At 71.1% G+C, this 12787-nt stretch carries 11 protein-coding genes; 3 read left to right on the top strand and 8 right to left on the bottom strand.

Annotated elements, in window-relative coordinates:
* Positions 1-49: 49 nt before the first annotated feature.
* Positions 50-712 (top strand): hypothetical protein, encoded by a 663-nt coding sequence (locus ACFZDK_RS09600; protein WP_390971427.1) that lies wholly within the window; start codon positions 50-52, stop codon positions 710-712.
* Between the two features lie 267 nt (positions 713-979).
* Here ACFZDK_RS09600 and ACFZDK_RS09595 read toward each other — a convergent pair whose 3' ends face one another.
* The 3 genes from ACFZDK_RS09595 to ACFZDK_RS09585 all read right to left on the bottom strand — a co-directional run bounded on the left by ACFZDK_RS09595 (position 980) and on the right by ACFZDK_RS09585 (position 3283).
* Positions 980-1996, bottom strand: coding sequence for a 1-aminocyclopropane-1-carboxylate deaminase (locus ACFZDK_RS09595; RefSeq protein WP_390971425.1), 1017 nt, complete (start codon positions 1994-1996; stop codon positions 980-982).
* 22 nt (positions 1997-2018) lie between these two features.
* A complete protein-coding gene (locus ACFZDK_RS09590; RefSeq protein ID WP_390971423.1) occupies positions 2019-2675 on the bottom strand; it encodes an FCD domain-containing protein in 657 nt (218 codons plus the stop codon).
* Between the two features lie 149 nt (positions 2676-2824).
* The gene (locus ACFZDK_RS09585; RefSeq protein WP_390971421.1) at positions 2825-3283 is read right to left on the bottom strand and encodes a MarR family transcriptional regulator; all 459 of its coding nucleotides are present in this window, start codon (positions 3281-3283) and stop codon (positions 2825-2827) included.
* A gap of 63 nt (positions 3284-3346) precedes the next feature.
* Here ACFZDK_RS09585 and ACFZDK_RS09580 point away from each other — a divergent pair, with 63 nt between their 5' ends.
* Entirely contained in the window at positions 3347-3715 is a 369-nt protein-coding gene (locus ACFZDK_RS09580) for a VOC family protein (RefSeq protein ID WP_390971419.1), read from the top strand.
* Positions 3716-3875: 160 nt separating this feature from the next.
* On the opposite strand, the gene ACFZDK_RS09575 is transcribed toward ACFZDK_RS09580, so the two are convergent.
* The 3 genes from ACFZDK_RS09575 to ACFZDK_RS09565 form a co-directional block, all read right to left on the bottom strand.
* Entirely contained in the window at positions 3876-5459 is a 1584-nt protein-coding gene (locus ACFZDK_RS09575) for a TROVE domain-containing protein (protein WP_390971417.1), read from the bottom strand.
* A gap of 446 nt (positions 5460-5905) precedes the next feature.
* A complete protein-coding gene (locus tag ACFZDK_RS09570; protein ID WP_390971415.1) occupies positions 5906-7348 on the bottom strand; it encodes an alkaline phosphatase PhoX in 1443 nt (480 codons plus the stop codon).
* Between the two features lie 327 nt (positions 7349-7675).
* Entirely contained in the window at positions 7676-9106 is a 1431-nt protein-coding gene (locus ACFZDK_RS09565; RefSeq protein WP_390971413.1) for a hypothetical protein, read from the bottom strand.
* A 370-nt stretch (positions 9107-9476) separates the two neighbouring features.
* Between ACFZDK_RS09565 and ACFZDK_RS09560 the strand changes: the two genes are divergently transcribed.
* Entirely contained in the window at positions 9477-11303 is a 1827-nt protein-coding gene (locus ACFZDK_RS09560; protein ID WP_390971411.1) for an endonuclease/exonuclease/phosphatase family protein, read from the top strand.
* Positions 11304-11320: 17 nt separating this feature from the next.
* Here ACFZDK_RS09560 and ACFZDK_RS09555 read toward each other — a convergent pair whose 3' ends face one another.
* Positions 11321-12058: an SRPBCC domain-containing protein gene (locus ACFZDK_RS09555; RefSeq protein WP_390971409.1), complete on the bottom strand. Its 738-nt coding sequence runs from the start codon at positions 12056-12058 to the stop codon at positions 11321-11323.
* A gap of 17 nt (positions 12059-12075) precedes the next feature.
* Positions 12076-12684, bottom strand: a complete 609-nt coding sequence (locus ACFZDK_RS09550; protein ID WP_390971406.1) for a helix-turn-helix domain-containing protein — start codon at positions 12682-12684, stop codon at positions 12076-12078.
* Positions 12685-12787: the final 103 nt, after the last annotated feature.

Genomic DNA, 12787 nt, shown 5'->3' with positions numbered 1-12787 from the left:
GCCCGACAAACCGGTCGAGAAAGCCTTTGCGGGCTGTCACCATGGCCAGGTGTTGCTCAAGCTGACCGGATCCAGCGGCGCGGGCAAGACCACGCTCGCCTTCGCCGTCACCGACCGACTGGACGGGGTCGTGGTGCACGACTTCGACGAAGTCGGTGTCCCGGACCCTCCGATCCCTCCCCACTGGCGCAACCGCATGACCGAGGTGTGGGTGCGCCGCGCGCTGGAGTACCAGGATCGTGGAATGGACCTGCTGCTGTCCGGGAACTCACCGCTGGGCGAACTCCTGGCCGCCCCCTCCGCCCCGTCGCTGAACGGGATCGCCGTCTGCCTGATCGACGTCGCCGACCACGACCGGCGCGACCGGCTCGCCGCACGCGACGGCGGCCGATGGGACCAGGCCGCCACCGACGCCTTCTGCGGCTGGGCCGCCTGGCACCGCGGGCACGCCCGCGACCCGCGCTTCCGGCCCGACATCATCATCGACGGGAGCTGGCCGGAGATGGCCTGGCACCGCTGGACCACGTGGACCGCCGAGGACCCGCGATGGCGCACCCACCTGATCGACACCACCGGCCAGTCGCTCGCGACCTCCGTGAACCAGGTCGAGCAATGGGTCACCGAACAGCGCAAGGCACACCGGTCAGGCCGACTGGCCCTTCCCCGAGGCTGGACAGACGAGACACCCGGCCCAGCCCACCACGATGCTTGACCCCCTGACGGAAGCCGCCGCAAAAGCGCTCTTCACAGGTTCCATGGCAGGCCGCGGCGATCAAGCCGACCGTGCGTGGCAGAGCCGAGCTCCTGTTGGCACACCCGCACAGGGCATCCCGCACTGACCGCCTGCCGGGACCAGGCCATCCCGCCGGCGTGCCGAGCTCGTCCCACGTCGTGATGATCGGTCACCCCAGGGTCGTCGCCGATCTCGTCGGGGGCGCCGCCGGGGAGGTCGGCTGAGGCTCGCGGGATGTCGTTCTGCCTAGATCACCGCGCTGTACGCGTTCAGCGCCGGCTGGCCGCCGAGGTGGGCGTAGAGGACCGTGGAGTCGGCGGCGATCTCGCCCCGCTCGACCAGGTCGATCATCCCCGCCATCGACTTCCCCTCGTACACCGGGTCCGTCACCATGCCCTCGGTGCGGGCCGCGAGGCGCATCGCCGCCAGGGTGGTGTCGTCCGGGATGCCGTAGATGCCCGCGTGGTAGCGCTCGTCGAGTTCGACGTCGTCGACGGTCAGCTCCCGCTCGACGCCTATGAGCTGGCCGGTGCGGTGCGCGATGCGGGCGATCTGTTCGCGGGTCTCGGTGGGCTTGGCCGAGGCGTCGATGCCGATGACGCGGCGCGCACGGCCGCCCGCCTGCTCCAGCGCGGCGAACCCGGCGACCATGCCGGCCTGGGTCGACCCGGTCACCGAGCAGACGATCACCGTGTCGAAGAAGACGTCCGACTGCCGCTCCTGCTCCGCGACTTCATAGGCCCAGCCCGCGAAGCCGAGGCCGCCGAGCGGGTGGTCGGAGGCGCCGGCCGGGATGGCGTACGGCTTGCCGCCGGACTCCTCGACCTCGCGCAGCGCCAGTTCCCAGCTCTCCTTGAACCCGATCCCGAACCCGGCCCGGACCAGCCGTACGTCGGCTCCCGCCAGCCTGCTGATGAGGATGTTTCCGACCTTGTCGTACACGGAGTCCGGCCACTCCACCCAGCTCTCCTGCACCAGCACGCACTTGAGCCCGGCGCGGGCGGCTACGGCGGCCACCTGGCGGGTGTGGTTGGACTGCACCCCGCCGATGGAGACGAGGGTGTCGCAGCCCTTGGCGAGCGCGTCCGCGACCAGGTACTCCAGCTTGCGCGTCTTGTTCCCGCCGTACGCGATCCCGGAGTTGCAGTCCTCCCGCTTGGCCCACAGCGCCGGGCCGCCGAGGTGGGCGGTGAGGCGCTCCAGGGGGTGCACCGGCGAGGGGCCGAAGAGGAGCGGGTAACGGTCGTACGAGGAAAGGGACATCGAGGCCTCCTGGAGGAGCGGGTCAGTCGGTGGTGTCGTCGTCGGCCAGGTCGGCGAGCGTGCGCCAGATCTCCGCGGTGACCCGGACCGCCGCCTCCGTGTCACCGGCCGCGCAGGCCCTGATCAGCCCCTCGTGCAGCCCGGCCGAGCGGCAGGAGCCGCCCTCGCCGAAGCGGCGGCGCTCCAGACGGCGGATGAGCGGGGTGTAGCGGGCGACGGTGGCGGCGGCCGCGCGGTTGCCCGCCACGCGGATCAGTACGTCGTGCAGCTCGTCGTCGGCGCGGAGCGCCTCGTCCACGTCACCGTCCTGTACGGCGCCGGCGAACCGCACGTTGGCCGCGCGCATCTCGTCCAGGTCCGCGTCCCGGAGCCGGGGCAGGGCGGCCCGGGTGGCCAGTTCGTGCATGGCGCCGACCACGGCCGCCGCGTCCCGTACCTCGGCGGCCACGACCGGGGTGACCCGGGTGTAGCTCTGCGGCTTGCTCTCCAGCAGCCCCTCGTCGACGAGCCGCGCGAACGCCTCCCGCACCGGCGCCCGGGACAGCCCTAGCCGCTCCGCGAACTCGGCGTCACGCACCACCGCACCGGGTTCGATCTCCCCGGCGACGATGGCGTCCCGGATCGCGGTGTAGGCGCGGTCGCGGAGCAGGGTGCGGGGCAGGGGTCGTAGGGCCTCCATAACTGAAATGTTAGATATCAGTAGCGCGGGCGGGCAAGGGTGCGGTGGGGCGGGTATCGGTGTGGCGGGCATGGGGCGCCACACCAGGCACAGAGGTGGCTCATCGCAGGGGAGGCCCGAGCGCGACGGGACGCGCGCCGCCGAGCGAGCTATGCATCCTCGTTGTCACCACGCAGGGAATGGATCATGCTCTGCAGGATCCGGAACGCGTCCGACTGCTCGGTCCCGGTCAGGCCGGCCAGCATTCTGGCCTCGACGGACCGGACGGCCGCGCTCGCCTTCTCGAGGCTTCGCCGGCCGCGAGGCGTCAGACGCGCGGGAAGCGCCTTCCCGACGGGTGCCTCCGCGGGCCTGGTCACGTAGCCGTCTCGTTCCAGGGCCTGGAGCAGCACGTTCATCGTCTGCCGTGTCACGAACGCGCCCCGCGCGAGCTCGGAGTTCGACAAGCCCGGCCGTTGCGCCAGCAGTTCGAGGCAGGAGTAGTGCGTCACGCTCATCCCGAGCGGCCGCAGCACCTCCTCCATGGCCGCACGCAGGGCGCTCGACGTTTCTTTGAGCAGGTAGCCCAGTGACGTTTCCAGGTCGACGCCGACACCTTCTTGACTCATGTCAGCATTCTGACATAGGTTCCCACGTGTCAGAAAACTGACATGAAAAGAAGGAGCGTCACCATGCCCGCCACCGGCCCCGACTTCATCTCGCTCCAAGTACGCGACCTCGGCGCTTCGCAGGCGTTCTACGAGCAGTACCTGGGCCTCGTCCGCTCGCCGGCCGGCCCTCCGCACGCCGTCGTCCTCGAGACGAAGCCGATCGCGTTCGCACTCCGCGACGTCATTCCCGGCACCGACCTCGCATCCGTCGCCCAGCCCGGCATCGGTGTCGCGATCTGGCTCCACGCCACCGACGTCCAGGCCATCCACGACGCGCTCGTCGCCGACGGCCACACCGTCGTCTCCGCGCCGATCGACGGCCCCTTCGGCCGGACCTTCACCTTCGCCGACCCCGACGGCTACCAGGTCACGCTCCACGACCGCGCTTGACCGGCCGGACGCCGAGTGGTGTCACGCCCGCGGCTGTCCGGGCTGGACACCTGCGCGGCACCGTCCCCCACACCCTGAGCCGTACAGTCGCCACGGCACGGGTGTGACCCGCACCCCCCGTGAAGGTGCGGGTCACGTTCGGTGGCCGGCCGTAAGGCGGTCAGGCTGCCCACGGCCAGTCGGCGTCCCGGGCCGCCTCCAGCAGCGGCACCATGCGGAAGGCCGCGTCCGAGAGGCCGCCGAAGGTGTGCCGGCCGGCCTTTCCGGACGGGCCGTGGCCGACCCGGTAGCCGGCCAGGTTCCAGGTGTAGACCGGGATGTGCGCCGGGACCTGCTGGGTCGGGTCGCCGTGCCGGTTGTAGGTGTACTGCTCGTCGGTGACGATCAGCACCCGGTCCTGCCCCCGGTAGTGCGAGCGGATCGCCGAGGTGGTGTCGGTGCCGCCCAGGTCGCCGAAACGGCCGAGGATCTTCAGCACCGACTCGGCCCGGTCGAAGTCCAGCCGCTTGCTCGTCGTACCGAACTCGACGAGGTCCGCGTCCGCCGCCCGCAGCGCGAGCGCCGCGCCGAAGATCGCCGCCGCGTCGGCCCGGTTGAGCTCCGAGCGGTCGGACAGCCGCGAGTAGAACATCGAGCCGGAACGGTCGACGAGCACCAGCGTCCGCCCCGGCAGCGCGGGCACGTTGGCCAGCGAGTGGCCGAGCGCCCGCTCCAGCGGATAGGACCAGCGCAGCGACGGCGCGTGCTGGTACGCGGCGAGGTACCGGAAGGGGAACTGCCGCGACCGCGCCACCTCCGCCGGGTCGCTGATCCGGGCCGCGACCTGGGCGGCGACCTCGTCGCAGACACCGGCCTCGTCGAAGTTGCGCAGGTTGCGGACGAGCGCCATGGTCCCCATGGAGGGGATCACGGCCTCCCAGGCCGCCTTGTCCATCGGCCCTTGCAGCCAGCCGGCCAGCGCCTCCCAGGTCAGTCCGGCCGCCGCGAGCCGCTCGGCGCCCCCCGCCCCGGTGACGACCGCGCGCCGCCGCTCGACGGGCAGTGCCATCAGCTCGCGGTGCGCGGCGAGCACCGGGCTCGACCCGGGCGGTACGGCGGTGTCCGGGTGGTGCCGCCGGTCGAGGGCGTACCGGAACAGCTCGCCCTGCCACGGCTTGTCCGGGTCCGGCGCCGCGTGCACCAGGTTGAGGATGTCGCCGAAGCGGTAGCCCTTGGACGCGGTGTCGTACTTCAGCAGCGACTTGCCGTGGTAGAGCCGCCGTACCGCGTCGGCGATCCCCCGCTTGACGGGCTTGGGGACGGCACGGCCGTGGGTGGCGGTCCAGTAGGCGAGCAGCTCGCCGGGCTCGTCCGGCCGCCGCAGCACGGACGCGACGACCTGCCGGTTCGAGGGGCCGCCGGTGGCGCCCACGGCCAGCCGTGCGTGCACGTACTCCGCGGCGCCCACGAGCGAGGCGGTCCGCATGTTGCCCTCACCGCGCAGCCAGCCGAGCAGGCCGGCGGTCCAGTCCGGGTCGGTGACGGCGAGCTCACGCACGAGCTTCGCGAACCGGTCGTCGCGGTCGGCACCGGTCTCGTAGAAGGTCTGCTGCGAGACGAAGTTGGAGACGGCGAGCAGGAAGAGCTCGGAGCGGGCGTCCCGCTCCCGGCCGAGGCCGCCCTGGTAGGTACGGAGGACCCGTCCCGTCGACGTGACACGGGACGTGGGCTGCGCCCGGGCCGCCTTGGTGTTGAATCGCGCCATGATGAATTCCCCCCGAATTCATATCGGTTTCGGAGAGAGGCGCGGCAGAAGGAGGGCGTCCGAGATCAGGGATCGGCGACGGACTTTAGTCAGATGCTCTGTCCATTGAGCTACACCGACCCGAAGCCGATGACGGGAGTCGAACCCGCAACCTTCTGATCCCCAAGAAGTAACCGCTGCCTGCGCACCGGACCCCCACCATGAGCTGCGCCTCCCGAGTTCACGTACACACGCACCGGGAGGTGCATGAAGTTTTTGGTGTCCAGAGATCGAAGTCGGCGGAACCGACGTAGGTGCTCTAACCCCTGAGCTACACCGGCGCGTTGTACCGGTGGCGGGACTCGAACCCGCGGCCGCCCCATTATCAGTGGAAGTAGGTCCTGCCTTCGCACCTGGACGTGCATAACCTTAGGAGGACGGCCGCGAATCGAGCGAACGAATTAAGCTCAGCAGTGCTTCTGGCGCTTCCAGGGCCCGGTGATGGCGAGCATGATGCCCGGGGTCTGGATGTTGGCGTAGAGGGTCCTGCCGTCGGGCGAGAAGGTGACGCCGGTGAACTCGCTGTACTCCGGCTCCTCTTCGGTGCCGATGTTGAGTTCGTTGCGGGCGATGGGGTAGGTGCGGCCGGTGTCGGTGGCGCCGAAGAGGTGCTGGAGGCCCTCGCCGTCCTCGGCGATGACCAGGCCGCCGTACGGGGAGACGGTGATGTTGTCCGGGCCGTCGAAGTTGCCTTCCGCGGACGGGTCCGGGTTGACGCCGATGAGGACCTTCAGGGTGAGGGTGCGGCGCTTGGGGTCGTAGAACCAGACGGCGCCGTCGTGCTGGACGGGGCTCTCGTCACGGGCGTAGGAGGAGACGATGTAGGTGCCGCCGTCGCCCCACCACATGCCCTCCAGCTTGCGGGCGCGGGTGACCTGGCCGGCGGTGAACTGCTTGCGGACGGACGTGGTCCTCGCGTCGCGGTCCGGGACGTCGATCCAGTCGACGCCGTAGACCGTGCCGATCTTGGTGGCGCGGGAGAGGTCGTCGACGAACTGGCCGCCGGAGTCGAAGCACTTGAAGGCCTGGAGGACGCCGGCGTCGTCGGCGAGGGTGCGGAGCCTGCCGCGGCCGTGGCGGAAGCCCTCCGGCGGACTCCAGCGGTAGAGCAGGCCGTTGGGGCCGGAGGCGTCCTCGGTGAGGTAGAGGTGGCCGCGCTTGGGGTCGACGACGACGGCCTCGTGGGCGTAGCGGCCGAGCGCCTTGATCGGCTTGGGGTCGCGGTTGGCCCGGCGGTCCTCGGGGTCGACCTCGAAGACGTAGCCGTGGTCCTTGGTCATGCCGTTGGCGCCGGCCTTGTCCTCGGTCTCCTCGCAGGTGAGCCAGGTGCCCCAAGGGGTGTTGCCGCCCGCGCAGTTGGTGGAGGTGCCGGCGATGCCGACCCACTCGGCGACCTGGCCGCCGGGGCGGACCTCCACGACCGTGCAGCCACCGGAGGCGGCGGGGTCGTACACGAGGCCCTCGGTGAGCGGCACCGGGTACGCCCAGGCGGACCGGGGGCCCTTCAGCTCGTGGTTGTTGACGAGGAGGGTGGCGCCGCGCGGGCCGTCGAAGGTGGAGGTGCCGTCGTGGTTGGAGGGGGTGAACTCGCCCGACTCCAGCTTGGTCTTGCCGCTGTACGTGATGATCTTGTACTTGAAGCCGGCGGGGAGCGCGAGGATGCCGTCGGGATCCTCGATCAGCGGCCCGTAGCCGACCCCGCCGTGCGCGTCCGCCGAACCGGCCTCGGCGGACTCGGTGGCGGCGAGGGCGTTCGGGGCGGTGGCGAGGGAGCCGACACTGCCGGCCAGCGCGACACCGGCACCGGTGATCGCGGATTTCCTGGCGAAGTCCCTGCGGGTGAGCGACATGGTGTCTCCTGTGACGGTCGGGAGTGCCGTGGAGGGTGGCGGACCTCAACTCGGCGCACACGCTCGCGCCCACCCCTGAACACCGGTTGAACACCAGGCGACTTCAAAGACGCCACTTCCATGAATCCGTATACACCGACCCACAGCATCCAAAAGAACCGCCCAAGAACGCACCCAGCGGTTCCCCGGTTTCCCGCCTCAACGGCGCCCGGCCCGAACGGCGCAGCCCGGCGGCGCCCGTCACGCAGCCACCGGACAGCACGCGCACGCGTCGGTAGCGGACCTCCAGGGGCACGCCCCCGCAGTCCGCCTCCTTCGTCGGCCGCCCTACCCCCCGTGCTGCGACCGCGCCTTGAACGCCGCCTTGCGGGCCTCCTTCGCCACCCGCTTGTCCGGGTGCAGGCGGCCCATCGCCTCCAGGACGTCGGCGGTGTCCGGGTGGTCCACCCGCCAGGCCTCGGCGAAGAAACCGGCGTGCTGCTGGGCCAACCCCTCGACCAGGGCCTGGAGTTCCTCGGAGTTGCCTTCGGCGGCCAGCTGGGCGGCGACCGTGTCGATGGTCAGCCAGAAGATCATGTCCTGGGAGGGCGCCGGCACGTCGGCGGCGCCGCCCTCGGTGAGCCAGACCCGGGCCAGGCCGCCCAGTTCGGGGTCGTCGAGGACCTCGCGGAGGGCCGGCTCGGCCTCGGGGCCGACCAGGGACAGGGCCTGCTGGCAGCGGAGGCGGCGCAGCGGCGCGCCGGCGTCCTCGCCGCGGGCGGCGGAGAGCAGCTCCCGCGCCGCGGACAGGGATTCACGGCGCGCCAGCCACTGCTCGGTCTCGGCCTGCGCAGCCCCCTGCGGGAACGCGGCCGTGCCGTCGAGCAGCGCGTCCGCGCCCTTGTCGGCGAGGTCCCCGACCGCCGGCGCCTCGAGGCCCGCCTCCAGCAGCCGCGCCCGCAGCCCGTACGCGCCGAGCGGGGTGAGCCGCACCATGCCGTACCGGGAGACGTCGGCGTCGTCGACCGGCCCCGCCGCGGGCTCCTCCTCGGCGTCGGCCATGAGCGCCTCGTCGACCGGCTGGTACTCGACGAGCCCGACCGGCTCCAGCATCCGGAACTGGTCGTCGAGCCGCATCATCGCGTCGGAGACCTGTTCGAGGACGTCGTTGGTCGGCTCGCCCATGCCGCTGGGCACGATCATCGAGGCGGCGAGCGCGGGCAGCGGCACCGGCGCCTCGCCGGGCCCGCCCTCGCTCGCCGTCAGCAGGTACAGGTTGCCGAGGACGCCGTCGAGGAAGTCCGCCTCGGCCTCGGGGTCCCAGTCGAGTGACGAGAAATCGACCTCGCCGCCCTCGCCCAGCGCGTCGACAATTCCGTTCAGGTCGGGCACGCCCGCGTCGGCGATCACGGCCTCCAGCGCGGCCTGCCACACCGCGAGGACGTCGTGCGGCGAGCCTGCGGTGAGCAGCGCCAGCGCCTCCCCCGCCGCCACGGTCCCGGCGTCCTCGTCGACGATCTCGACGAGCCCGGCGTCCAGGGCGACCCGCCAGGCCTCGGCGGCGTACCCGGCGGCGTCGTCCCCGGTGAGGCCGAGCAGCTCGGCGGCGGCCGGGAGCTGTTCCTCGGCCAGTCCCCCGCCTGCGTCGACGCGGGTGTCCGGCCCTGCCCAGCGGGCGAGCCGGGCGGCCCGGGAGAGCAGCGGCGCGGCCAGCGCGGCACGCGCCAGCTCCACTTCGGAACGCAACCGCACCGGGGGCAGGGGCGAGCTGTCTGACATCGGCGGGTTCTCCTCGGACGCCTCAAGGGTCGTACGGCGACATGGACACCGTACCGACGGCCGTACGACCACCTGGACGCCGTACGGCTCAGCCGCTCAGCCTAGACGGATTTCCACCCATGCCGCCCGGTTCATCTCCCCGCCGGACGGCGCGCATGGCTGAAACCTTGACAACTCCCGTGACCAGGCAGGAGATTGACGCGCGTAGAGAGCGGGGAGACAAGTGTTCACTCGTTGTCTACGCGCGTCACACCCGCGTCGCATGTCATACACGCACGTGATCTGCGGCATCGCATCACGTCGCATGTGTCATGCACGCCCCATGTTCACCCTCGTCCCGGCACGTCCGTATGTCCCCGGAGGGATTCCCTTGCCGAGCAGGTCTTCCGCGCGTCTCGCCGCGCTCACCGTCGCCGCCGTCTGCAGCGCGGCGTCCACCGTCGCCCTCACCTCCCCGGCGCAGGCCGACGGGCTGCGCATCCACGACGTCCAGGGCACCACGCGCACGTCCCCGTACGCCGGCCAGAAGGTGACGGACATCCCCGGCATCGTCACGGCCACGCGCACCTACGGCTCCTCCAGAGGATTCTGGCTGCAGGATCCGACGCCGGACGACAACCCGGCCACCAGCGAGGGCGTCTTCGTCTTCACCAGCTCCACCCCGAAGGTGGCCGTCGGCGACTCCGTCACGGTGACCGGCACGGTCTCCGAGTACGTCCCGGGCGGCGCCTCCACCGGCAACCAGTCGCTGACCGAGATCACCAAGCCGACCGTCACCACCGTCTCCACCGGCAACGCGGTCCCGGCGCCGGTCGTGATCGACGCGAAGTCGGTGCCGGCCGAGTACACCCCCGCGGGTGACACGGCGGCGAGCGGTTCGGTCAACGCCCTGGCCCTGGAGCCCTCGAAGTACGCCCTGGACTACTACGAGTCCCTGGAGGGCATGAACGTCCAGGTCGCCGACACCCGCGTGGTCACCGCAACCGACCCGTACTCCGAGCTGTGGGTCACGGTGAAGCCGCACGAGAACCGCACCCGCCGCGGCGGCTCGCTGTACGCCTCCTACGACGACCAGAACACCGGCCGTCTCCAGATCCAGTCCCTGGGCGCGACCGCCGACTTCCCGGTGGCGAACGTCGGCGACACGCTGACCGGCACCACGACCGGCCCGATGGACTACAACCAGTACGGCGGCTACACCCTCGTCGCGAGCCAGCTGGGCACGCTCAAGAGCGGTGGCCTGCAGCGCGAGACGACGCAGAAGCAGTCGCGCGGCGAGCTGGCGGTGGCGACCTACAACGTCGAGAACCTCGACCCGTCCGACGCCACGTTCGACGCGCACGCCGCCGCGATCGTGAACAACCTGCAGTCGCCCGACATCGTGTCCCTGGAGGAGATCCAGGACGACAACGGCGCGACGGACGACGGCACGGTCGCCGCCGACGTGACGGTGAACAAGCTGATCGACGCGATCGTCGCGGCCGGCGGCCCGAAGTACGACTGGCGCTCCATCAACCCGGTCAACGACCAGGACGGCGGCGAGCCCGGCGGCAACATCCGCCAGGTCTTCCTCTTCAACCCCGAGCGGGTCTCCTTCGTCGACCGCGCGGGCGGCGACTCCACCACCGCGGTGGGCGTCACCAAGGTGCACGGCAAGGCCCAGCTGACCGCCTCCCCCGGCCGCGTCGACCCGGCGAACGACGCCTGGAAGTCCAGCCGCAAGCCGCTGGCCGGCGAGTTCGTCTTCCGCGGCAAGACGGTCTTCGTGATCGCCAACCACCTGAACTCCAAGGGCGGCGACCAGGGGCTGACCGCGCAGTACCAGCCCCCGACGCGCAGCTCGGAGGTCCAGCGGCACGCGCAGGCGGCGCTGGTCAACGCGTTCGCCAAGAGCATCCTCGACGTCCAGAAGAACGCGGACGTCATCGCGCTCGGCGACATGAACGACTTCGACTTCTCCGACACCACCAAGATCCTGCAGGGTGACGGCGAGCTGTGGTCGGCGATCCAGTCGCTGCCGAGGAGCGAGCGCTACACCTACGACTACCAGGGCAACCAGCAGGTCCTGGACCAGATCCTGATCAGCCCGGCGATCCGGCGCGGCTGCGACTTCGAGTACGACAGCGTGCACATCAACTCGGAGTTCCACGACCAGATCAGCGACCACGACCCGCAGGTGCTGCGCTTCCGCCCGTAAGCAGTAGGCGGGCAGGCTCAGGGCTGGCTGTACACACCGTTCAGCCAGCCCTGCCAGGCGGCCTCGTTCGCCCCGGCGTCGGCGTCCGGTGCGAAGTCGTGGACGCTGATGCCGACCGGGGCGCCCCAGTGGTTGCGGCCGAAGAACCGCACGAGGGCGTCGTCGGTGCGCAGCCCGATGAAGTAGGGGTTGCGGTAGTCGACCACCGCGTCCACGGCCCGTCCGCCGGGTCCGCGGACGCTCACCTTGGCGCCCTCGGCCGTGTCGTCCGACAGCCCGAGCGCGCGGCCCACGGCGACGAAGGCGTCCGGCGCCTGGGACGCCTCCGGCCCGTTGAGCTGGGCGAAGGTGACCGGGCGGGGCGCGAAGTGGGTGAGGTACTCGCGCAGGGTGTGCAGATAGAAGTCGTTGTGCTTGCTCGCGCCGTCGTACTGGTTGTCCCACTCGTCGGTGAAGATCCCGCTGTGCACGAAGCGCACCCAGGCACGCCGGCCGCCGTCGCGGGGCTCGATGACGTGCTCCAGCTGGTTGGCGCTCTGGGTCGGGAAACCGACGTCCTCGCTGCGGACGACCAGGTGGTGCGGCGGGTCGTACGCGGTGACGGTGGAGCCGAAGGCCGCCGAACCGCCGACCCGGGGCTCGGGCGGCTCCATCGGCCACAGATAGGCACCGGTGCCGTTGGTGATCGCCTCCCACACCTCCTCCGGCGTGGCGTCGACCTCGAACTCGCGGGCGATCTCGAATTCCTTGGACATGTCGGGGCTCCTGCTGCCTACTGATCCAGTTCGGGTACGGGCTGGTCCTTGACCGTGGGATGAAGCGCGACGACGATCCGGTGGTCCCGGCCGCCCTCCGCGTCGGGTGCGTCGTACTTGCGGATGAGCGCGCTCACACCCGCCGTCAGCTCCTGCGCGAACGCCGCGCGGTCGGCGGCGGAGGCGAAGCGGACCTCGCCGTCCAGCGCGTACGTCGCCAGCCGCTTGCGGGCCTTGGTGGCGCCGGTGATCAGCGTGCCCACGTCGCGCACCAGACGGGCGCCGAGCGCGAGCAGCCAGCGCGCGGAGAGCTGGTCACGGAAGCGGTCCGGGTCCGGCTGCACGGCGGGCAGCGCGGCCGGCGAGATGACGTACGACGCCGCGGTCGCGCGCATCAGCCGCTCGGTGACGTTGCCCTTGCGCCGCTCACCCGCCAGCTCCACCAGGCCGTGCCGCTCCAGCGCCTTGAGGTGGTAGTTCACCTTCTGCCTGGGCAGCCCGACCTTGCCGGCCAGCATCGCGGCCGACGCGGGCGCGGCGGCCAGTTCGGCGAGCAGCCTGGACCGTATGGGGTCCAGCGTCACGGCCGCCGCCTCGGGGTCCTCGATCACGGTCACGTCCAGCATGGCTTCACCCTCTCACCGAAAACTTTTCTCGTCCAGACGGATCGAGTTTTCGGTGAGAGGGTGTGGCGTGCCAGGTTCGCCGAGAGGTGCGAGAGGTGAGGCG

The sequence above is a fragment of the Streptomyces sp. NPDC007901 genome, assembly GCF_042959465.1.
Lineage (GTDB): Bacteria > Actinomycetota > Actinomycetes > Streptomycetales > Streptomycetaceae > Streptomyces.
Note: the sequence above shows the minus strand (reverse complement) of the source record. Positions and strands in the feature narration are given on the sequence as shown.